We start from the raw sequence: 21,745 nt of genomic DNA on the forward strand, positions 1-21,745 counted from the left end.
TTGTAGAAAATAGACATTGATTATTTTATCCAAAAAATGTTATTTCCCAAATCTTTAAGTTCTTTAAACAGCTTTAAAGGGTTCTTATTTGTAAACGTTTTGAAACTTTTTATTAGGTCAGATTGATCGTAGTAAAAATTTTTATAGGTTAAGTCGGTTAATGTTATTTTTCCATTTCTGCTAATGTAATCTTCAAGTACTTTTCTGAATAAGAATACTTTCTGGTAATGTTTTGGAGTGCAATTCAGATGAGATTTGAACTTCCTATTTAATGTTTTTTCGGAAATTTTCAACTCATTTGCTACTTCAATTATTTTTAATTTATTTGATGAGTTTTCAATTAAATTTATTGCCATGAGAATTGTTTCGTCATGAAAGTCATGATTGTATACACTTATTAGAAAGGATTCAAGCAATTGTATTCTTTTTTGAAGATCTTCAGTTTCATAAACTTTATCCAAGTAATCTTCAATTTTGTTGTTAAAATGTGAAAACTTATAATCTTCTTGTTTAGATAGGATATTTTCAAGCTTATCACTTATAAAATAATTTATGCCTAATGGTTTAAAAATTATACCGATTTTATCAAAAGGAGTATTAATTTCTGATATGATATGATTTTTTTGAATTCCCCCATAAAGTGTTACATAACCAGTATCACTCTTATTAATTATTCGTGCAATCTTAATATGGTTATTATTTAAACTGAAATCAGCATTTTTGTATATGGTTAGTGCATTTTTTGTATTTGGGAAAAAAATTATTTTTGATACAGAATTTTTACTGTCAGATTTGTGAAAATAATAGGATTCTATGTAATCATTAAGTTTTTCATTTGATGGTTTAATCGAAGTAAAGCTCTCCATGCTGTCAATACTATTCTATTTTGTTGATACAATTAATCGCAAGGCACAAGTGAAATAGGGTTGGGTTCTGAAGTGACCATATTTTTTATCCCATTCTCCAGATTTTAAGTCGTCATATAGTTTTTTTACTAATTTATTTTCAACTTCTTCTGATAAAAATCCCCAAGCAGATTGTGACAATCTTACCTCTTTTTGTAAAAATGCTTCAGGTCTACCGTAGAAGGCTTCTTGGAAACCATCAGCACAGTTTAATGGTATTGGGATTTCAATTACTTTACAATCTCCTCCCAAAGCATTTGTGATTAGTTCGATAGGAGGGAGTCTTGCTTTTTCGACTTCGATTAATTCAGGGAAATACTTAGCATTCCAAAATTTATCTAGTGCTGCCGGATCAAAAGTCATAATAATTACAGGTCCTTTTGTAACCCTTCTTAATTCCGCTAATCCCTTAGGAATATCCGGCCAATGATGGATGGTAATCATGGCCATGGTTGCATCAAATGATTTGTCGTCAAAAGGAAGATTGTCTCCTTTTGCATTAATTGCAGGAGTTTTGTTATTATTTAGCCTTTGCTGTCTCATAACTAATGATGGTTCTACCGCCATTACATATCTGTCTGACGGTTCATAAGAACCTGCACCAGCTCCCACATTAAGCACTGTTTTTGCATTTCCCAAAGCGGTATTAATATATTCAGCAATTTTTGGTTCTGTTTGTCTGTGACCAGAATATTTCTGACCTGATTTTTCATAGTCGAAAGCAGGGTTATCTATTTTCATTATTTTAATTTTGTTTGTTTTTTATATTAATTAGAGCCTTAATTGGTTTTCACGCTTTCTTGAATTAATTTTTCTAAGGTTTCAAAGTGCTCTTCTGAGTAACCAACAAAGGAGTATAATAATTGTCCGTTTTTTAGAAGAATTGTAGTTGGAAATGTATCAATGCTATGTTCATCAATGAACATTTTTTCAATAAAGAGGAGCGGATATTGTATATTTTCTGAATTTGAAAATTTTTTAATTATTTCAATTTTATTTGATGAATTATCATATGGATTAAGGCCATATATTGTTAATCCACTATTTTTATTCTTATTGTAAAGATCGTTTAGTCTTGGTATTAGTTTTAGGCATGGTGCACAGGCAAAATGCCAAAAGTCCAGTAGCACTAAATTGTTTTCAGTGCTGCTTAAATTCAGTATAATTTCTTTTCCAGTAATATCAGTAGCTTTTATTTCTCCGACTTGAAAATTATTTTTGATATGAATTTTTGGAGTTTCTATTGGTTTATAGTTAATGACTTTGTAGTCCTGAGGTAACTTGTCAGATTTTAAATCGTTTGGTTGTAAGGTGTTGAGCTTATAATTCTCTAGCGTTATTTCAAAGTATTCGTTCTGGATATCTCTGTATTTAGCATAACTTTTTGTTTTGAGTGGTAACTTCGATCCTTTTTCAACATAAACAACTTTTTTTAGGTATGTGATTTCTTCATTTGGAGGTAATAGCAGTTCTATTTTCCATGTGGCATAGTTATCAATTATTGTGTCAGAGATTTTCCAATTAAAACCTTTATTTATTAAGTTATTAAAAGGCTTTTCTGAATAGAGAAATATTGGAATGTATTCTTTTTTTATGTTATTAACGGTAAACTTTTTTCCATTTACAGAAGGAATATCATTATGAATTTCTTTTACTTTATGCCAAATTATATTGAAATCTTCGCCGTTGTATATTCTTTCTTCATTATCATTTGATACACGGGCGTGATACCCCAAAATAGTGTCAAGAGGTGCTTTTATTACTTCACATTTATATTTTTGATAGGATATGATAGAATCTTGATCAAAGAATTTAAATTTATATGCTGCATCGTAGACGAAAGAACGCTGGCTTTTTAATGTTAAAGCGCATTGATTAAGAATTTCCTTTGGAGAAATAGTTTGACTATTTACTAAAAAAGTATTCAGGTTTACTAATAAAAATAACTTTATTATTACACTATATTTCATTTAAATTATTCTTTTATTATTCTGACTGTCTTTTGCCAATGCTCAGATTCAATTCTTAAATAATAAACGCTACTTGCCAAAGAGGATAAATCAATTATAGTGTCATTAGAGTTTGATTTTTGGTTGATTAGGGTTTGTCCCAAAGTATTGACAACACTTATTGTGTTTAACCTAAAATTAGCATTTATGTAAATTACTCCTTTGGTTGGTACTGGATAAATGGAAATCGATTCGTTATTGAATGAGTTAGTACTTAATGTAACGGTAACTGTTACTTCAAAAGGTTGACTTGGACATCCATTTGCTGTAGATACCGCAAAATAACTTGCTCCGTTGATTAGGATTGTTGAGGTTGAAAGAGGATTGATTCCTGAATTTGCATCTGAAAGCGTTCCATACCAAGTGACATTTGAAGGATTCACAATTAAATCGGCTATGGTTGCTTCATCTATATTTCCAACGTTAAAACTTTGAGTACTATTCCCTGTTGGTTGGGGAGTTGTATTTACAGTGATTGTTAAGGTTGTGGTTGCTACACACTGTCCGGGATCCGGAGTAAACGTATAGGTTGTTGTAGCGGTATTGTTTAGCGCCGGAGACCAAGTACCAGAGAGGCCGTTATTGGAAGTATTTGGTAAGGCGTTTAGTGTAGCCCCAGAGCAAATAGGACTCACTGGTGTAAAAGTTGGTGTTACATTTGGATTAACCGTAATGGTTAATGTTGTTGTGGTAGCACATTGTCCGGCATTTGGAGTAAACGTATAGGTTGTTGTAGCGGTATTGTTGATTGCCGGAGCCCAAGTACCGGTGATACCGTTATTGGAAGTAGTTGGCAAGGCGTTTAGTGTAGCTCCAGAGCAAATAGGACTCACTGGTGTAAAAGTTGGTGTTACATTTGGATTAACCGTAATGGTTAATGTTGTTGTGGTAGCACATTGTCCGGCATTTGGAGTAAACGTATAGGTTGTTGTAGCGGTATTGTTGATTGCCGGAGCCCAAGTACCGATGATACCGTTATTGGAAGTAGTTGGCAAGGCGTTTAGTGTAGCTCCAGAGCAAATAGGACTCACTGGTGTAAAAGTTGGTGTTACATTTGGATTAACCGTAATGGTTAATGTTGTTGTGGTAGCACATTGTCCGGCAGTTGGAGTAAACGTATAGGTTGTTGTAGCGGTATTGTTGATTGCCGGAGCCCAAGTACCGATGATACCGTTATTGGAAGTAGTTGGCAAGGCGTTTAGTGTAGCTCCAGAGCAAATAGGGTTCACCGCTGTAAAAGTTGGTGTTACATTTGGATTAACCGTAATGGTTAATGTTGTTGTGGTAGCACATTGTCCGGCATTTGGAGTAAACGTATAGGTTGTTGTAGCGGTATTGTTGATTGCCGGAGCCCAAGTACCGGTGATACCGTTATTGGAAGTAGTTGGTAAGGCGTTTAGTGTAGCTCCAGAGCAAATAGGACTCACTGGTGTAAAAGTTGGTGTTACATTTGGATTAACCGTAATGGTTAATGTTGTTGTGGTAGCACATTGTCCGGCAGTTGGAGTAAACGTATAGGTTGTTGTAGCGGTATTGTTGATTGCCGGAGCCCAAGTACCGGTGATACCGTTATTGGAAGTAGTTGGTAAGGCGTTTAGTGTAGCTCCAGAGCAAATAGGACTCACTGGTGTAAAAGTTGGTGTTACATTTGGATTAACCGTAATGGTTAATGTTGTTGTGGTAGCACATTGTCCGGCAGTTGGAGTAAACGTATAGGTTGTTGTAGCGGTATTGTTGATTGCCGGAGCCCAAGTACCGGTGATACCGTTATTGGAAGTAGTTGGTAAGGCGTTTAGTGTAGCTCCAGAGCAAATAGGACTCACTGGTGTAAAAGTTGGTGTTACATTTGGATTAACCGTAATGGTTAATGTTGTTGTGGTAGCACATTGTCCGGCAGTTGGAGTAAACGTATAGGTTGTTGTAGCGGTATTGTTGATTGCCGGAGCCCAAGTACCGGTGATACCGTTATTGGAAGTAGTTGGCAAGGCGTTTAGTGTAGCTCCAGAGCAAATAGGACTCACTGGTGTAAAAGTTGGTGTTACATTTGGATTAACCGTAATGGTTAATGTTGTTGTGGTAGCACATTGTCCGGCATTTGGAGTAAACGTATAGGTTGTTGTAGCGGTATTGTTGATTGCCGGAGCCCAAGTACCGATGATACCGTTATTGGAAGTAGTTGGCAAGGCGTTTAGTGTAGCTCCAGAGCAAATAGGACTCACTGCTGTAAAAGTTGGTGTTACATTTGGATTAACTGAAATTATAGCTGTTCCATTCATTGTAGATGAACATCCACCAATTGTTCTAGTTGCATCAACTGTGTATGTACCTGGAACGGTTTGACTACCGAAACTAAGCGAACTTCCATTACCATTTATCGGGCTTCCTACGTTGGTGCCGCCATTTTTTAGTTGATAAAATACCCCAATTTCAGAGTTTGAGACAGATATGGTTTGTCCTGAACCACCACTACAATAGGCTCCTCCTCCGACAACATTAAAAACAGTTGGGTTTGAGCATGGAGTTAGGTATTCGTAAGCTCCTAAATCGGGTTGACTATCTCGTACATTTCCTATTATATCTATAGTTGGAATTCCTGCTCCGGCTATTCCAAAATTTTTGGCTGGACTAGTACTTTGTATCGTAAGTCCGTCATCATTAGTACCCCACACATTGTCTGGCCCATTGCCATCAGATATGTTGCTAAACAAAGGGTTGCTGTTGAGACTGTTAGTTATAATTGTGTTGGTAACAGCCAATGGACTTCCACTGGCATCCCTTATGATGCAGTTTATGAAAGTAGGTTGATTAGCAACATTGTTTTCTTGACTGTAAATTTCATTTCTACCAGCTACTCCACTTGAGGTTGGATTATTGTTCCAAAAAATACAATTTTTAAAAGTTGCTTTTGAATACCCTTGATAGGCAGTCCCAGCAAAAGATGAAGTATTGTTGGCGAAAGTACAGTTTGTAATAGTTGATAAATTATTTGAACCACCACCAAATTGGATAGCTGCACCATTTTGAGAAGAGTTATTGTAAAAAATTGTATTTTGTATAGTTGCGGTTCCGTCTAATGTCATTGCTCCTCCTCTTGAGCCATCAATAGATCCAGAACCACCGGAATTATTTGAAAAGATACAGCTTATAATAGAACAATTCCCTCCATTAACTGCCATTCCCGCCCCGAAAACACCAAAACTTGCTCCTCCTACAAGAAACGAGTTATTATCAATTAAGCAGTTAGTGAATGTTGAAGTACAAAGATTGTTGACAATTCCGGCTCCGACAGCGTCATTATCGGTGTTGGTGCAATCTGCGCTATTGAGTGTTACAGTACAGTTTGTAAAATTAGTGCCTGAGTGTGAATTGAAAACACCACCACCATGATAACGTTCAATAACTCTTGTATTGACTGTGATAGTAGAATTACCTGGTGCGGTTGCATATCCTTTAGTAATAGTAAAACCATCAAGAAGGGTTGTATTAGAAAGATTAATACTGATTACCACATGATAAGAGTTATCAGCTAAGCTGTTTACCACACCCAAGTCACCGCTAAGAATTGTTAAATTCGTTTTCCAATTTCTTTGGCTTAAAAGCGTTTCTGTTCCTGTAAAACCGCCATAAATTTTCACCCCATTTTTTAGTGAAAATGTTTTATCTCTATTATTGGCAGGGGAAGTGTTATTGAAAGGGTCATGAGTAGGCAAGTACGTTCCTGCTTTAACCCAAATTTGGTCCCCATCAGTTGCATTGTTAATTGCTATTTGTAAATCTCTTTTAGCTGTAGCCCAAGTTGTACCTGCACCTGAATTATCCGGTTTTGAGCCATCGACAAAATATGTTGTTTGTGATACTCCTGTTTGTATATGGAGTAAAAAAATAAATGTTATTGAGAGAAGCGTAGTTTTGAGTTTCATAGTTGCTTATTTTAGTGAAGATGAGATTCAAAATTACAGCTACAAAACCCATAAAAGAATACCTGTTTGCAGGTATTTTGTTTTACCTAAAAGTTTAGGTTGTGTTACGCGGACCCCCTTGTTTGATGAGGGGTTGTGTTAATATTTGTATTGAATAATTATAAATGGTTGTCATTGTAAAGCAACTTAAAAAAAATCATTATGGTTAGATAGTAATTATAACATTTCCTTTTTTTATCCCGAGTTCTACATATTGATGTGCTTCAATTATTTCGTCGAGTGGATAAGTTTTATCAATTACGTGTTTTAATATTTGTTTGTCGTAAAGTTTTTTTAGAAAGAGTAATTGTTCTTTTGACTCCTTAGCAGTATCCAATCCACCAACAGTGATATATTTACCATTTTGAGAAAGTAAGTGTTTGTGTTTTTTTTTATTCATTTTTCCAACACAATCAAAAATGATATCGAATTTTTTAGTGCTTTGAGTAATATCTTCTTTAGTGTAATCTACAATTGTGTCTGCTCCTAGAGATTTAGACAATTCAATTCCTTTATCGCTACAAACAGCAGTTACTCTTGCTCTATAAAATTTTGCAATTTGTATAGCTGATGATCCTACTGAACCTGTAGCCCCACAAATTAAGACTTCAGAATTTGGTTTTTCATTTACTTTTCCTTTTCTCAAAAAATAAATAGCCGTACATCCTCCAAAAATTATAGCAGCTGCCTCTTCAAATGAAGCTTTTGAAGGTTTTAGCAAAACGGCACTATTTTCCTTAACACACACATACTCTGCATTACAACTAAACTTGAGACCTGTCATTCCGTAAACTTCATCGAGAGGTTTGAATTGTTTTGTTCTTTTACCGGTTTCTTCAACTATCCCGGAAAACACTTGTCCTAACACTAGTTTTCTTGGTTTTTTAAAACCAAGAACAATTCTCATTATTAAGCGTAAAATTCCAGACACTTTTAGTCCTCTAACTCTTATATCAGATGAGTTTACCGCTGTAGCTTTAATTTTGATGAGTATTTCATCATCTAGAGGTTTAGGCTTTGCTAATTCAACCATTTCTAAGACCTCAGGAGGACCATATTCAGGACAGATTATAGCTTTCATTAAACTAATTATGTTAGTTTTTTGTAAGATTATTTTTTATTGAAAAATTTCGAATTTATTTAACAGAAATACCCGTAGTTAACAAAGAAACTTTTTTAATCAAATTAACTTCCGTAATTTTCTTTAAGTTTTCTCATCAATACTCTGACTCCTTGCTGGGTTTCTGTATTAAAGGAGTTAGCAAAAATAATGTACGCTCTTTTTTTTAGTCTATCTATGTGTATTATAGTGAAGTATGTAAAAGCTCCTGTGCCTGAGTGGACTGAAAGCTCTTTACCATTTTCATAAATATTAAACCAACCCAATGAATAATTTTCAACACCTTTGTGGATTAATTTGTAGGTTTTTGATTTTAAATAATTATCCTGACCATCAAGTCCCATCAAATTTAGTTGAATAAATTTGATAAAGTCTTTTAATTTTATATTGATGTCTCCTGCCGGTTCGGTGTAATCAAGGTGATAATCAACGGTTGAAGGGATAGGATTTAGTTTTCCATTTTCAGTAGCATGTCCCCATGTGTCCTTACGTTTTTGATTTTCAGGCCAAGAAAGTTTTACGTTTAATTTCAAATCCTTATTGAATACTTTGTTTACTAATTGCTCCCAACTTTTTCCAGTAACTCTCTCTAACATTAAAGTCGCTAAAGTATAGCCTGCATTTGAATAAATAAAAGGATTTTCTTTATCAAGCTTCACGCATTCTAATGTTAATACAAACTTTCCGAATTGTTCCCTTTTTTTTTGATTAGTTCCTTTGAATTCGGGGATTTTTGGATCGTCTTCACCCTGAAAAGCCTGTATTCTTGCTTTGTGAGAAAGTAATTCTAGTAAGGTAATATTTTGATAATCATTTTTACTTGTCACTTTCCATTCAGGATATATATCAAAGAACTTTGTTGTCCAATCCAGTTTTCCATTTTCTACATATTTTGCAATCATAAATGCTGTCATTGCTTTTGTATTTGATCCAATGTGAAACCTGTCATTTAATGTTGCTTGCTCTTTTGAGTTAATTGAATGTAATCCTAACGCTTCAATTTCCAACGTTGCTCGTGAATCAATTACCGCATAGCTAATTTCAGGAATATTATAAACGGCTCGAATTGAGTCGGCGAATTTAGTGGTCTTTTGTCCGAAGCTTATTGCGTTTAGTGATAGAAATATTATTATTACTATATTTTTCATGTTTATTTACTATTGTTATTTTATCGACTTATGCTTAGTACTTGAGTACACTAATTGCATAAAAATCTTGGAAGATTTTGATTTTAGAAAAGGGGTTACCTTAATTTTGATTTAAAGTTTAAGATTACTGAAATCTCTTTTTAATAAAAATAGAAAAGTTAATCCAATCAGTAAAGTTACCGTAGTTTTTATGCAGTAGAGATAAATCATAGGGACTTGTAATGTTGTATTAAATATAATAGCTTCCTGAATGCTATTTAGTGCACCATGTGCGATAGCAGCAGGAATAAAGCTTTTACATTTAATTGTTAACCATCCGTAGAAAACCGAAAGGGACATCATTTGAATAGGGAAGAATATGAGGCTACCCAATATTGGGTTTTCAGAGAAATTGTATCCGTTTAGTAAAGCCGGAAGATGCCACATTGACCAAATAAACCCTAAAATGAGTATTCCTCTATTCAATCCATAAATTTCAATTAACTGTCCTTGAAGGAATCCACGCCACGCAAATTCTTCACCCGATGCAATAATGCCATTTAGGAGAGCAAATACTGTACCTGTGATAAAGATATTAAGGGTGAAATAAATTAAGTTTTGTTTATTGACACCCAAAATCCATGGTCCTTCAGCAATTGTAACATTAGTGTTTTCAAAAGCTAACCAATCAGATTGGCCTAAGTCAAAACTTTGGAGAATCAAAATTATGGATAGTCCTATCATTATTGGGATAATTACCGCTATCAAAATCATTTTTATTACTTGCATATTGGGTTTTATAATGACCTGATTTCTTAAAAAAATGTTTTTTTTAAAATATAAAAGGGTTATTAAAGCAGGTGATATCATAGTTGCGGCTAACCACGGACGTGATTCTTCCGCATTAATACTGCCATTGATAGCTATTGCAAGAAATTGTACTGACCAACTAACCAAAAAAACTATGCTGAGATATGTAAGGAGTTGTTTTTTTGACATGCTTTGTTTTTGTTTCATAGAGTTTTTTTTGATTAAAAAACATTGAAGTTAATAAAATTCAACTTTTACTATTTAAGAATCCAACTTAATTTTTTTCCAGGGGCAATTGTCTTTATTGTGATTTTTAGTAATGATTGTTTTGGAGCTAGTGTTTTTTAGGGGTAATTGCTGAAATTTTAGTATCATCAGTTTCTATTTTTCCGCACTATATATCTGATGTGTTTTTGTATTTTTATAACCCTATTTTTTGTCTCCAAAATAATAGTGTTACAAAGATTATTATGGATGTTGATGTTCCTAAGGGTAAATACCATAAAGAGATAAGGCTTATAAAAAGGCCAAAGTGATATGCCCATTCTTTATTTGTCCAGAGTGCATATAACCATACCAACCAAAGTAAACCATACAAAATGAAAAGCCAGCCAAGTTTAAAGACGTTAACATTCATTTTATAAAAAAATTCAGCCCATGGACCGGGTTTTTCAGGTCCTATATACTTACCAGTAATTATTACAAATATTCCATCAAGAAGCATGTAGACACCATTTAAAAGCCCTAAAAACGTGATTACTGTTTTCATTTACGGAATAGATTTAAAGATTTACCAAAAACATTCTTTTAAGCTGACTGTGCCGCTGAAGTTAATATATAATAATTGACATCCTTCACAATTTAGGTATTCGAGATAAGTTAATCCTCTAACGTCAATGGTATTTTGTATTGGGTTGTTCTTAACAGATAAACGTTTTAAATTTGGAGCGCTTCTCACTTTAATAGATAATATTTTATTGTCATCAGCATCAATTTTCTCTAATGAGGTCAAGCCTGTGACATCAAGTTTACTAATTCTGTTGCCACTGATGTTTAGTTCTTTTAAATGGATAAATTTAGTAGCATCAAGCGAAGTTATGAATGAGTTATTTTGGATATGGAGGTGTTCTAACTGAACTAATCCATTGATATTTAAACTAGCGATTCTATTATTGAATGCATAAAGAAATTTTAATTTTTTTAACTTTGAAACATCAAGTAAAGTAAGTTTATTGTTGTAACAACCTAACTCTTCTAAGTTAGTGAAACTATTAATTCCTTCTAAATTTACAATACCTAAGTCATTAATATAAAGAGTTTTAACTTTTTGAGCTTCAGAAATTTGGATTTGATTGTCGTCATTTAAGTCATACCCTAAAGCAATGACTTGTTGTTTAAACCTGTTGTCAGGTATTCTCACTGTTTGAGATAATACTGTTGATGAAAACAGAATTGTTATAGAGAGGGAAAAGTATTTCATCAATATAAAAGTTAGAAGATGTATTTCAATTTGTATTCAACAGTTTCGTTTTCTGCTTCTATTTCAACAATTCCACTTGCCTCCCGGCCTCCGGTTCCTGAAGGGAAAAGTACCATAACTTCTAAATAATATTTGCCAGGTTTTAATCCGGTAAAAATGAATTCCCCATTTGTGGTATACACTTTTGACTCTATTCTATAGCAATTAGCCAAAGGAGAGATTGTAGCTATTCTTTTTCCTTCTTTATTTTTTTTCTTTAGTTGTAAATATTCTTCAATATATGGCGTAAGAGGGTATAAAAAGACTTTTTCACCCATTCTGGCATAAATTGTTTCAGATGACTTGATACCTATGGGGCTTCTACCTTCATAGTATGCGACACCTTTGATATTTGCATTTCCATCATTTAACATATCGGTGGCTAGTTTTATGTCAAACTCAACTTTTGGCTGCATAATCTCGACTTTTTTTTGAGCTTTACATATCAAAATATTGAATAATGAAAGAAATATTAGTATTTCAACTTTAGATTTCATAATTGTTTTTCAATTATTTAATTATCGGACATTATTGCAACGAAATGTAAAAGTTTGTGGGGCTTGGGAAAGGCCATTGTTTGATGTTCTGTTTAGAGTTATAGGTTCATTAATGAGTACTACAAATTTTCCGTTTATCTGGGTGACAGTTGCAGTGAGATTTGAGTCAATAGACTCATAAGTAGCACCACTCCCCAAACCATTTGATACTATACATCTGATATCCATTATTTTTTGTGTGGTGTTTGATACAACCGAAGTCTGGGATTTTATGGTATAGTTTCCAGTAGTACTAGTATTAAAAATAATAGTTAAATTACAGGTTTTGAATGGATCATTGCTATTATTGGTATTTGAATCTATATTCAAAATAGTAAATGGGTTTCCGTTTACATATGTTGTTGACGTTTGATTAGAAGTTAATCTAGAGAAGTTGTAATTGTCTAGTTTCCATGTGTCCTCATTGTTAGGTGTTGGTGGCGGATTTGAGTTTCCACCGTCGCTGCTACATGATACTGAACTGAACAGTATAGCTGAAATCAAAAGTACGAATGATAAGATTGAATTTTTCATATTTAATATTTTTATTAGTTTTTAACGAGCAGACTATTTTGGAATTGGTAATACATTTTTAAGGTGTTTTCCGGATCCTCGAGATATGGCTGATGTCCAATGTATCTATTGAGTAGGTACGCTTTTGAATTTGGAACAATTTTTTCGAAAAGGTAGGCCATTGAAGCTCCAGAAATGTCATCAAATGGGCCACAGATATAGCACATAGGGATTGATGTGGACTGCATTGCTTTTGTCCATCGTTCTGAATATTTTTTTCTTTCATTTATCATTCGACTGAATAGATAAGTTATTGACTTTCCATTCTTGTAATTTAGTATGCTCCATTGTTGTTCTAGATAATCTTCCTGGGGTTTAGTGAAAGGACCTGAGCCGGATTTAAAAAAATTGAAAATCATTTTTTTAGAAATTATTCTACTTAATAATTTTCCTATAGTAGTTGGAGAGTTAGATAGAAATCTTCCAAAAAAATAGGAATGATATAAATCACTAAACAGGCATCCGTTTAAGAAGGCTGATGATTTTATTTTGAAACTGTTCAGATTTTCGATTGCGATTAATTCTTGTACTACATTTGTTCCTAAGTCGTGTGATAGAATGTGAGTTTCTCTAATCTTTAAAGCTATCATTAATTGATTTATTATCTTACAATACTCTTCAAAGTTGTATTCACTGTTGTTGGGTTTGTCAGAAAACCCAATTCCTAATAAGTCAACTATGGTAACTTTATATTTTTTTGATAGCTCTGTTAATATATCTTTCCATTCGAAACTATTAAATGGAAAACCATAAATAATCAATAAGTCTTCACCGCTGCCATCTTGGAAGTAAAAGACTTTGTGATTGTTATAAGTTAAGTAATTACCACTAGATCTCCATTTTTCTATTTCTAAGTTCATCTTTTATCTGATAAATAGTTTTGAAAATATTGTGCAGTATAATGTTTGCTCAATAATTATGTTTATTAATTGACAACTATTGTTTTTCTTTTTTTCATTTTACACTGCTTTAAGAGTTCTTTGATTGGAGGCACATTATATTTTATACGTTCCTCATCAGTAGTTGTGCTGTCTATAGGTGCCCATAAGAAACTGTCTGATTCCTCATCATAAATTTTTTGGGTTCCATATTTTTGATATCCTTGAGTAAAAAACAAATAACGATCGTAGGATATTGCCATAAATGAAGCCGCTTTTTTTTCTCCAGCATCATAGGCACTACTTGATAAGATGTATCCTAATAAAAAGTTTTCGGGACTATAACTTTTTAATTCATCATTACAATATATTGCTGAAGTATGTTGAAGGATAAGTGCGGCGTTTAATTTATCCGTAGGAGTTATTATTTTACCATTTACTAACAATTCCATCACTTTTTTTCGATGAACATTGTCTTTTTCTTCATAATTTCTATTGTCCTCCAAACGCATCTTTTGATCTATTTGTACCATATTTATAAGTTCTTGATTATTATGGGTCTCTCTTGTTTTTTGGACATTACAACTTATCAAGAGGCAGCTTGTTATCATGGTTTTAGTGATGCAAACTAGGATTTGTCTTGTATGCAGTTTACTCATTTTTATTCCTCTAAAAGCATTATTATTTTTCCTCCATTAATTTCTTGTTTCCAGAGTTTTCTGTCTGCTTTATCTATGTAATGACAGGTTAAAAGCTCAGTATTACCATACTTTTCTGTTACTTTCCAGACTTCTCGGATTCCAGACTTTTTTGTCGAAATTTTTTCTGAAGTAACCGAGATAATTGTAAACTTCATCAGTCCTGTTTCACTGTTTGGATCGAAATTAAAAATTGTAAATTCTCCTTTGAAGTTTTCTTTTAGTGGAAACCATCTCAGTATGGTTTGATACACACTACTATCAAAATACCTTATTGATTTACTTATTGAATTGAAATATGTTTTAAAATTTTTATCTTTGGCATTACGATATATAGCATTTATCGTATCTCCATAAGCAATAGTTATTAATCTTTGGTCATTGTTTGAGCTATGATAAATAGGCATTAGGTTATTGACTTTATATGCAGTAATGTCAACAAAATCTGTTTTGAACACCTTGTTTTGCATAACCATCGTTTGAATAACGACTCCGTTTTCCACATTTATGGTGTTTTTAATTTTACCGATTTCTGTTTTAACTGTATCATTTACAGCATAAAGAATCATATTATTGTTTTGGTTTTTAATCCATTTTTTTTCTACGAAATCGGTCTGATTGATTGCATTAGTTTGAGCACTGACTTTAAATAAAATTATAAAAGCCAATAGTAAAAGGAGATTTTGTTTCATTTTGTTAATGACTGAATAGCATGACATGATATATAGAGTATGATATATTAGAATAGAGGGAGAGGTTATTGTTCTAACTTTAACCAAATGCAAAAAACTTTTTTTTTAACCTCTCCTTAATCTATTCTTAAAGTTTATATATAGTAATTGTTTATATTTCATGTTGGTATAATCTTCAAATCAGTAGTGCACTTAGAATTCAATATGCATAAAACAAGATGTAGATTTTTTTGTTAATTATATGTTTAAATAAATAGTCTTACACTATTATTTCAAAGCCGGATAAAAATTCGTTTTCCGTTTTATTTTTACATTTCAAAATTAGATTTATCTCTTATGATATGAAATCACTATAAATCAGTATTTTTTTGTACCTGAATACAGGTAATTCATGTTTGGTTTATGCTTATTAGTCAAAACAAAAAATTAATTTTGAAAAAAAACATGAAACACTTCCTTTATTTAATTCTCTTAGTTATTCCTTCAATAGTTTCTGCTCAGGGAATAAACTCTTTATATGATGATAAGACAATAATTGACAGTTTGAATCATGAAATAAAGATTGCTAAATCGGATAGCCTTAAAGGAATTTTCCATTTTAAAATTTCGACCATCTACTTAAAGGATAATAATAAGAAAATGTTTTTAAAACATCTTTTTTACGGGAAAAAATTGGCTAAACAAAACCAATTTTTGAATGATGTTTATTATTATTATTATGCTCAAAAATTTATTCTTGAACAAGATAGGATGGCTTATCAAAAAGCATTGTTAGTGGCTGATAAGCATTTGTTTAAGTATGATTTGCCTGAGGTCTACTCTATGAGAGCATTGATTTATAGAAGTCAATATATAAATCTTGTTATGATGGATAAACCCGAACAAGGTTTTAAAGTTTTATTAGAAAAATCGATTCCTATGGCTAGGAAAGCTCAAGATTCTGAATTAATCGGCATCTTGTATAAATCGGTTGCTGTAACTTTCTATAATGATTTAAAATATGATAAAGCAGAATTTTATATCAGTGAGTGTATAAAATATGTTGAAAAAAAAGCCATTAAAAGTTCAACTTACCAAGAGAGTTTGATGGAGAGTTATTTGTTGTATGCAGAAATACTGATGGAACAAAGCAAGTATGATAGTATAAACACACTATTAGTAAAAGTAGGAAATAAATTGAAAGAGTATCCGTCCTCCAATATGTATCCTTCCTATTATTACACAAAAGGATTGTATGAACACAAGAAAGGAAAATATGAAGAAGCCCTGAAGAGTTATAACTTAGGAATAAGTAAAGCTTTAAAAAGTGATGATGGGTTTGGTATTGTTAGAATTAACTTTGTTAAGTTCAATACTCTTAAACAATTAAAAAGATATGAAGAGGCAAAAAGATTATTAATAACTACCATAAATGATAAGAACACACATATTATTGATAAAAAAAATTACACCAAAGAATTAGCTTGGGTTTTTAAACAATTGAATGATTTGCCTAATGCTTTACACTATAGTGAGCGTTATATTGAGTTGAGTGACAGTTTAAATACTGATTCTTATGAAAAAGAGATTGCCACCCTGGAGGCTAAATACAAAAGTGCTGAGAATTCCAAGAAAATTAACTTGCTTGAGATTCAAAAACAAAAAGCTTTATTGGATTCTGAACGCAATTATAGATATCTTATATTACTAATATCATCTTTAGCAATATTAATTATCATATTACTTTTTGTTTGGAGAGATTCCAAGAATAAGGCAAAGTTAGCCAAGCAAAAGGAAATTAATTACCATCAAAGCTTAAATGCATTAAAATCGCAAAGAACTCTTGATGTAATGCAAGCTATGATTGATGGTGAGGAGAAAGAGAGGACAAGGTTGGCAAGAGATTTACATGATGGGGTAGGCAGTAGATTATCATCCTTGAAAATGCAGATGGAGCAAAAAATTGAATTGTTAAGTAATAAAACCGACTTTCGTCCTATTTCCGATTCATTGAAATTATCTATTACAGAATTGAGACAGGTTGCTTTTAATTTAATACCTGAAGTTTTGTTAAAATTGGGCTTAGAACTTGCTTTAAAGGATTTATGCTATTCCATGTCAACAAATGAAGTGAATATTCATTTCTCTTCAAATGAAATTGATAGGTCAATAAAGAATAATCATCAGATAGCAATATTTAGAATTGTTCAAGAGTTGATTAATAATGCACTTAAACATGCAAATTGCACAGAAATCGTAATTGATTGTAGTCAAAATAATAATTTGTTTTTAATTACAGTAGAAGACAACGGTAAAGGTTTTGATTACAAAGTATTGGAAAAGTTAGAGGGTCTTGGGATAAAGAATATTAAAAATAGGGTTGAATTGTTGGATGGGACGTTTGATATACAGTCTCAAATTGGGATTGGAACTATTTTTAATATAGAATTAAGAATAAGTATTGGGGAAGAGTAGTTAAGTTTTTACAGTTACCTGTTTTCAGGTATTTTTTTAAATTCTTGTATTGGTTAGTTTTGGGCAATTTTTAGGCTATGAGCAACGGTCAAAAGTTGATTTTAAAGATTATAATGATGTTTACAATTGTCGAACAATGACATAGCCATTTAAAAAACTTAACAATGAAAATTAAAAAGAGTTTAATTTACAACCTAGCAGTTTTTATTTTTTTATCGTTTTCAGGACAAAGTCAATGTTGGCAAAAGTATTCATGCGGCAGCGATCATGTCTTAGCGATTGGCAATGATAATTCCCTATGGGCTTGGGGCAATAATTTTAACGGAAGATTGGGAGATGGTACCTCAATCAACAGGAATTTGCCTGTGCAGATTGGTAATGGATACAGTTGGAGTTATATATCTGCTGGCTATAATCATTCTTTAGCTGTTAAAACCGATGGATCATTATGGGCATGGGGAGCAAATAACGCCGGGCAAATAGGAGATGGATCCATTATTGCTAAGAATATGCCAACTAGAATTGGCTTATTAAACAATTGGAGCAAAGTGTATGCAGGAAGCGAATTCAGCATTGCTATAAAATCTGATGGGACTTTGTGGTCATGGGGTAAAAATAATTTTGGACAATTAGGAAATGGGACAACTGTTTATTCGAGTACTCCTATTCAGATTGGAATGTCGACCAATTGGAAAGAAATTGCCTTAGGAGACAATTTTGTAGTAGGAATAAAGACAGATGGCTCTTTATGGGGTTGGGGTTTTAATTTTTACGGGCAACTCGGAAATGGAACTAATAGCGATGTCCTCTCTCCACAGCAAATTAATTCAGAATTAGGTTGGATTTCAGTATCAGCCGGATCATATCACACATTGGCCTTAAAAAATAATGGAAGTGTTTGGGGAACAGGCTTAAACAGTTTCGGACAAACCGGCTTAGGATTGAGTTCTAATACATTTCTTCAAATAGGAAGTTCAAACAGTTGGGTTAAAATTGGTGCCGGTTATGAACATAGTTTAGGGATACAAAGTGATGGTTCAATATGGGGTTGGGGAAGGAATGGCGCAGGTCAAGTTTCCCCTGATGTAGGACCTGATATATTGAATCCAGTATTAGTGGATAATCAGAGCGAATGGTATTTTCAAGATGGAGGGAGTAACTTTACCATTTCGATGAATATTGCAGGGGAACTTTTTTCGAAGGGGAATAACCCAAGTGGACAGCTTGGTAATGGAACTAATTCTGATTGGTCAGTACCTACATTGATTAATTGTCCTTCTTCACTTTCAAGTATGATTTTTAATCAATCATTAGTAAAAGTTTATCCTAATCCAGCTAATGACCATCTTTATTTTGAATTTTCCGGAAATAATTTGGAAGTAAAAGTTTATGATATCCGAGGTATTTTATTGAAATCATTTTTATTAAACTCCTTTATAAAAGGCATAAGCTTAGATGAATTTAGTGATGGATTCTATCTTGTTGAAGTATCAGACAAAAGCTATAATAAGTGTTTTAAAATAATAAAAAAGACCTTGTAATTTTATATTAAAGCATTTTTTATAGCAAAACTAACCAATTCGGCTACATTTTTAACTTGAAACTTGTTTAAAAGATTTCTTCGATGAGTTTGAGTAGTTAAAAAACTCAAGAAAAGCTCGTCGGATATTTCTTGAGTTGATTTACCTTCTATTAGTAACTTTAGGATCTCCTTTTCTCTTCTGGTTAATCGAGGAATACTTTTTAAATCCGAAAACCGAACTTTGTTCATTAAATTTTCAACTTCTTTGCTAAAAACCACGATACCATTCATTGCATTTCTTATGCAGTAAACAAATTCGTCAAGACTAGCGCTTTTTAATAAATAACCATGTGCCCCACTTTTAAGCATTTGAAGTACAATGCTTCTTTCCGCTTGACTACTCATTGCTAATACTGTAATTCTTGGATATTTTTTTGTTATTTTTTGACAAATGTCAATTCCATTTTCTTCCTTGAGAAATACATCCAATAGTATTATGTCTACATTACTAAGATTTTTGTATTCAAATAAATCGAAGCTATTTTTGAATCCCTCTATGACTTCATAATCATTGGATTTAGAAAACAGCATTGTTAATCCTTCTATTATTAATGGATGATCATCCAGAATTGCAATTCTTTTTTTTGCCATCATTTTATTAATTATAATTCGACTCGATTGATTAATAAATAAGCTTTTTCATTATGATTGTAGACAATTGGTTTCTAATAACAAAGATATGAATCTTAAAAAGTTTGGTTTGAATAAGTTAGTAAATTACCTGATTTCAGGTATTTTTTTAGGTTTAGATTTTTTGTTTTTGGCTATTATTAGATTTGCAATAATCAAATTTGGTACCCAACTCATCCAGCAAGCAATGTCGTACGCTAAATTAAAATCATTTAGATAGTTGATTAATAAAGGTAGCCATATTCTTAAAGTCACTCCGCCAAATGTGGCGGCATAACTGTATATCATCATTTTTTGATGTAGCGATATTTTTGATTGCTTGGCATAAACATAACCTTTATATGTTGTTATGAACCAAATGGAAGCAATTGTAAATAGTCCGACGAATGCTATTTTTCCTCCGTTGGCAAAGAAACTTGAACTAATAGCAGCTATTGAAGAAACGAGAACTGAAAATACATAGATTATGCCAATTTTTCTGTGCCATTGTTTGTATTGATTTTTAAAATTGGATATAAATTGCATCCAGCCTATTAAGAGTGCTAATGCTCCAAATATTATATGTATATGAAACCCAAATTTCCAATATATATTCGACAAAATCCAATCTTCTTTGAGGTTTGTAATACCGAATGGGATATCAAAGCAGTAAAAGATGAAAGGGAAAATTCCGATAGTGATGCTTAGAAAAGCAAATATTATCCAGAGAATTTTTTTCATTTTTTTTTATTAATTATTTGAATATGCCCATCAAAAAAATCATTGTCTTACTAATTTTTTGCTTTGGTTTAAAATCAATTTTATTGTTATTGCCAGAAAAGTTTTTATCGATATTTCCATTATCAAAATATTGTTGTAAAAGCGTTGGATGTTTCAGGGTTTGTGTTAGTATATCAATGTGAGAACTATTTTTTAAAATAATATGGTAGCCATTTGTTAAGTAAGGCATTAATTCTTCATTTACAATTGATGGAGGTGTTCTGAAATCTAGGTCTCCACTAATTATTAATGTTTGAGTATCTGATTTTTTCGATCTTCTAAACTCTTCTGGAATAGGTTTAATAGGCCATGCTTCAGCTGTGCCTCCATATAATAGAGAGACGTTTGGTCCCAAAACGGTTTTGGTATTTCTAAGAACACTCCTGTAGTCAATATTTTTTTGAATATCGGCACTTACCGTTTTAGAGTAGATGTCACCAACCACTTTAGGAATGTTCATTTCGGATAATTTTTGGAGCATATAAAGACCACTATAATCACCTTCCTTGGCTGCCTTGAAGTATGCTCCAAAAACCATCACACTAAAATTTACATTGTACATTGCATTTATTGTTCCGGACTTAATTTTATCAGGATCAAGTGTAAATATTGACCAACGTTTTGGCATTTTTTCAAATGAAATTTTTATGGCTTCTTTTATAGACATTTTTTCATTTAAAGTGTCTTGTTCTTTAAAGAGTTTGTCGTATTTATCCAATATTTCTTCAGCTTGCTCGGGTTTAGCAAGAAAGTAACCGGGTGGACAAGCGCCAATCATAAGAGTTCTATTGATAATTTTTGGATACTTATAGGAATAAAGCAAAGCCACTCTAGTTCCATAACTTAGTGACAATAAATTGATTTTATTGTATCCAAGTTGTTTTCTGGCTAATTCAAGGTCCTCAATAACATTCATTATGGTAAAATTATTTACATCAATACCTTTATTTAATAGTTCAATATTGTATAATTTAATTTTAGCTTCAATGTTATTCAATGATTTGTCACTTAGTAATTTATGTTGTTTCCCCTTGAAAGCTTTACTAATTTTCTTTGAACTCAGTACAACAGACCCATCAACACCTCGATAACCTATACATACAAAGTCATGATTTTTAAGTGTATTTGCAGCTGAGGTCAGGGCTATTTTATTTCTTGATATAATATTAGACCCCCCCGGACCACCATCCAACCAAAATATAGGTTCGGCAGGATTGCTATTAGACGATTTTATAATAAATACCGGTAATTGTATTACCCCTCTGTCTGATAACTCAGAATCCATGGGTACTTCAATCTGACCTTCATAGGTTTGAAATTTCAAACTATCAATTATTATATCTTCTCCCGGGTTGAGGTTGATTAAATTTTTTTGGGAGTAAGAAAAAGTTGTAATAAAAAAACAAAGGATAAATAAATGTTTTGAAGATTGACTCATAAAGCGATTTAATTTTTTGACAAAGGTTAGGAATCGCTTGTATATAATCGTCCTTG

At 32.4% G+C, this 21,745-nt stretch carries 19 protein-coding genes; 2 read left to right on the top strand and 17 right to left on the bottom strand.

Going from position 1 to position 21,745, the window contains the following annotated elements; all coding sequences use genetic code 11:
* Positions 1 to 20: 20 nt before the first annotated feature.
* From ACJG85_RS09115 to ACJG85_RS09180, 14 genes are all read right to left on the bottom strand, one after another.
* Positions 21 to 866, bottom strand: coding sequence for a helix-turn-helix domain-containing protein (locus ACJG85_RS09115; protein ID WP_412476231.1), 846 nt, complete (start codon positions 864 to 866; stop codon positions 21 to 23).
* A gap of 15 nt (positions 867 to 881) precedes the next feature.
* The gene (locus ACJG85_RS09120; RefSeq protein WP_412476232.1) at positions 882 to 1,646 is read right to left on the bottom strand and encodes a class I SAM-dependent methyltransferase; all 765 of its coding nucleotides are present in this window, start codon (positions 1,644 to 1,646) and stop codon (positions 882 to 884) included.
* A gap of 38 nt (positions 1,647 to 1,684) precedes the next feature.
* Positions 1,685 to 2,875: a redoxin domain-containing protein gene (locus ACJG85_RS09125; RefSeq protein WP_412476233.1), complete on the bottom strand. Its 1,191-nt coding sequence runs from the start codon at positions 2,873 to 2,875 to the stop codon at positions 1,685 to 1,687.
* 5 nt (positions 2,876 to 2,880) lie between these two features.
* Positions 2,881 to 6,834, bottom strand: a complete 3,954-nt coding sequence (locus tag ACJG85_RS09130; RefSeq protein WP_412476234.1) for a beta strand repeat-containing protein — start codon at positions 6,832 to 6,834, stop codon at positions 2,881 to 2,883.
* 205 nt (positions 6,835 to 7,039) lie between these two features.
* Positions 7,040 to 7,954, bottom strand: coding sequence for an NAD(P)-dependent alcohol dehydrogenase (locus tag ACJG85_RS09135; protein ID WP_412476235.1), 915 nt, complete (start codon positions 7,952 to 7,954; stop codon positions 7,040 to 7,042).
* Between the two features lie 104 nt (positions 7,955 to 8,058).
* Positions 8,059 to 9,141: a serine hydrolase domain-containing protein gene (locus ACJG85_RS09140; RefSeq protein WP_412476236.1), complete on the bottom strand. Its 1,083-nt coding sequence runs from the start codon at positions 9,139 to 9,141 to the stop codon at positions 8,059 to 8,061.
* Positions 9,142 to 9,252: 111 nt separating this feature from the next.
* Entirely contained in the window at positions 9,253 to 10,137 is an 885-nt protein-coding gene (locus ACJG85_RS09145) for a CPBP family intramembrane glutamic endopeptidase (RefSeq protein WP_412476237.1), read from the bottom strand.
* A 214-nt stretch (positions 10,138 to 10,351) separates the two neighbouring features.
* On the bottom strand, positions 10,352 to 10,699 hold the full coding sequence (locus tag ACJG85_RS09150) for a hypothetical protein (RefSeq protein ID WP_412476238.1): 348 nt from the start codon (positions 10,697 to 10,699) through the stop codon (positions 10,352 to 10,354).
* 21 nt (positions 10,700 to 10,720) lie between these two features.
* Complete coding sequence (locus ACJG85_RS09155; RefSeq protein ID WP_412476239.1) at positions 10,721 to 11,410, bottom strand: hypothetical protein; 690 nt, start codon at positions 11,408 to 11,410, stop codon at positions 10,721 to 10,723.
* A gap of 11 nt (positions 11,411 to 11,421) precedes the next feature.
* Complete coding sequence (locus ACJG85_RS09160) at positions 11,422 to 11,946, bottom strand: hypothetical protein (RefSeq protein ID WP_412476240.1); 525 nt, start codon at positions 11,944 to 11,946, stop codon at positions 11,422 to 11,424.
* Positions 11,947 to 11,967: 21 nt separating this feature from the next.
* Positions 11,968 to 12,519: a hypothetical protein gene (locus ACJG85_RS09165; protein WP_412476241.1), complete on the bottom strand. Its 552-nt coding sequence runs from the start codon at positions 12,517 to 12,519 to the stop codon at positions 11,968 to 11,970.
* Between the two features lie 14 nt (positions 12,520 to 12,533).
* Complete coding sequence (locus ACJG85_RS09170; protein WP_412476242.1) at positions 12,534 to 13,418, bottom strand: alpha/beta hydrolase; 885 nt, start codon at positions 13,416 to 13,418, stop codon at positions 12,534 to 12,536.
* Between the two features lie 65 nt (positions 13,419 to 13,483).
* The gene (locus ACJG85_RS09175) at positions 13,484 to 13,969 is read right to left on the bottom strand and encodes a hypothetical protein (RefSeq protein WP_412476243.1); all 486 of its coding nucleotides are present in this window, start codon (positions 13,967 to 13,969) and stop codon (positions 13,484 to 13,486) included.
* A 128-nt stretch (positions 13,970 to 14,097) separates the two neighbouring features.
* The gene (locus tag ACJG85_RS09180; RefSeq protein ID WP_412476244.1) at positions 14,098 to 14,826 is read right to left on the bottom strand and encodes a hypothetical protein; all 729 of its coding nucleotides are present in this window, start codon (positions 14,824 to 14,826) and stop codon (positions 14,098 to 14,100) included.
* 444 nt (positions 14,827 to 15,270) lie between these two features.
* On the opposite strand from ACJG85_RS09180, the gene ACJG85_RS09185 reads away from it, so the two are divergent.
* Positions 15,271 to 17,280, top strand: coding sequence for a tetratricopeptide repeat-containing sensor histidine kinase (locus tag ACJG85_RS09185; RefSeq protein ID WP_412476245.1), 2,010 nt, complete (start codon positions 15,271 to 15,273; stop codon positions 17,278 to 17,280).
* A 164-nt stretch (positions 17,281 to 17,444) separates the two neighbouring features.
* Complete coding sequence (locus tag ACJG85_RS09190; RefSeq protein ID WP_412476246.1) at positions 17,445 to 18,821, top strand: T9SS type A sorting domain-containing protein; 1,377 nt, start codon at positions 17,445 to 17,447, stop codon at positions 18,819 to 18,821.
* A 2-nt stretch (positions 18,822 to 18,823) separates the two neighbouring features.
* Here ACJG85_RS09190 and ACJG85_RS09195 read toward each other — a convergent pair whose 3' ends face one another.
* The 3 genes from ACJG85_RS09195 to ACJG85_RS09205 all read right to left on the bottom strand — a co-directional run bounded on the left by ACJG85_RS09195 (position 18,824) and on the right by ACJG85_RS09205 (position 21,689).
* Positions 18,824 to 19,456: a response regulator gene (locus ACJG85_RS09195; protein WP_412476247.1), complete on the bottom strand. Its 633-nt coding sequence runs from the start codon at positions 19,454 to 19,456 to the stop codon at positions 18,824 to 18,826.
* A 123-nt stretch (positions 19,457 to 19,579) separates the two neighbouring features.
* Positions 19,580 to 20,212, bottom strand: a complete 633-nt coding sequence (locus ACJG85_RS09200; RefSeq protein ID WP_412476248.1) for a DUF2306 domain-containing protein — start codon at positions 20,210 to 20,212, stop codon at positions 19,580 to 19,582.
* A gap of 13 nt (positions 20,213 to 20,225) precedes the next feature.
* Positions 20,226 to 21,689 (bottom strand): alpha/beta fold hydrolase, encoded by a 1,464-nt coding sequence (locus tag ACJG85_RS09205; protein ID WP_412476249.1) that lies wholly within the window; start codon positions 21,687 to 21,689, stop codon positions 20,226 to 20,228.
* Between the last annotated feature and the right edge of the window lie 56 nt (positions 21,690 to 21,745).

Origin of the sequence: Flavobacterium mekongense, assembly GCF_047038255.1 — a bacterium.
GTDB classification, from domain to species: domain Bacteria; phylum Bacteroidota; class Bacteroidia; order Flavobacteriales; family Flavobacteriaceae; genus Flavobacterium; species Flavobacterium mekongense.

Excerpts from the sequence above, each read along its gene's own strand:
- ACJG85_RS09115 (WP_412476231.1), bottom strand. The coding sequence starts at position 866 with ATGGAGAGCTTTACTTCGATTAAACCATCAAATGAAAAACTTAATGAT.
- ACJG85_RS09120 (WP_412476232.1), bottom strand. The coding sequence starts at position 1,646 with ATGAAAATAGATAACCCTGCTTTCGACTATGAAAAATCAGGTCAGAAA.
- ACJG85_RS09125 (WP_412476233.1), bottom strand. The coding sequence starts at position 2,875 with ATGAAATATAGTGTAATAATAAAGTTATTTTTATTAGTAAACCTGAAT.
- ACJG85_RS09130 (WP_412476234.1), bottom strand. The coding sequence starts at position 6,834 with ATGAAACTCAAAACTACGCTTCTCTCAATAACATTTATTTTTTTACTC.
- ACJG85_RS09135 (WP_412476235.1), bottom strand. The coding sequence starts at position 7,954 with ATGAAAGCTATAATCTGTCCTGAATATGGTCCTCCTGAGGTCTTAGAA.
- ACJG85_RS09140 (WP_412476236.1), bottom strand. The coding sequence starts at position 9,141 with ATGAAAAATATAGTAATAATAATATTTCTATCACTAAACGCAATAAGC.
- ACJG85_RS09145 (WP_412476237.1), bottom strand. The coding sequence starts at position 10,137 with ATGAAACAAAAACAAAGCATGTCAAAAAAACAACTCCTTACATATCTC.
- ACJG85_RS09150 (WP_412476238.1), bottom strand. The coding sequence starts at position 10,699 with ATGAAAACAGTAATCACGTTTTTAGGGCTTTTAAATGGTGTCTACATG.
- ACJG85_RS09155 (WP_412476239.1), bottom strand. The coding sequence starts at position 11,410 with ATGAAATACTTTTCCCTCTCTATAACAATTCTGTTTTCATCAACAGTA.
- ACJG85_RS09160 (WP_412476240.1), bottom strand. The coding sequence starts at position 11,946 with ATGAAATCTAAAGTTGAAATACTAATATTTCTTTCATTATTCAATATT.
- ACJG85_RS09165 (WP_412476241.1), bottom strand. The coding sequence starts at position 12,519 with ATGAAAAATTCAATCTTATCATTCGTACTTTTGATTTCAGCTATACTG.
- ACJG85_RS09170 (WP_412476242.1), bottom strand. The coding sequence starts at position 13,418 with ATGAACTTAGAAATAGAAAAATGGAGATCTAGTGGTAATTACTTAACT.
- ACJG85_RS09175 (WP_412476243.1), bottom strand. The coding sequence starts at position 13,969 with ATGGTACAAATAGATCAAAAGATGCGTTTGGAGGACAATAGAAATTAT.
- ACJG85_RS09180 (WP_412476244.1), bottom strand. The coding sequence starts at position 14,826 with ATGAAACAAAATCTCCTTTTACTATTGGCTTTTATAATTTTATTTAAA.
- ACJG85_RS09185 (WP_412476245.1), top strand. The coding sequence starts at position 15,271 with ATGAAACACTTCCTTTATTTAATTCTCTTAGTTATTCCTTCAATAGTT.
- ACJG85_RS09190 (WP_412476246.1), top strand. The coding sequence starts at position 17,445 with ATGAAAATTAAAAAGAGTTTAATTTACAACCTAGCAGTTTTTATTTTT.
- ACJG85_RS09195 (WP_412476247.1), bottom strand. The coding sequence starts at position 19,456 with ATGATGGCAAAAAAAAGAATTGCAATTCTGGATGATCATCCATTAATA.
- ACJG85_RS09200 (WP_412476248.1), bottom strand. The coding sequence starts at position 20,212 with ATGAAAAAAATTCTCTGGATAATATTTGCTTTTCTAAGCATCACTATC.
- ACJG85_RS09205 (WP_412476249.1), bottom strand. The coding sequence starts at position 21,689 with ATGAGTCAATCTTCAAAACATTTATTTATCCTTTGTTTTTTTATTACA.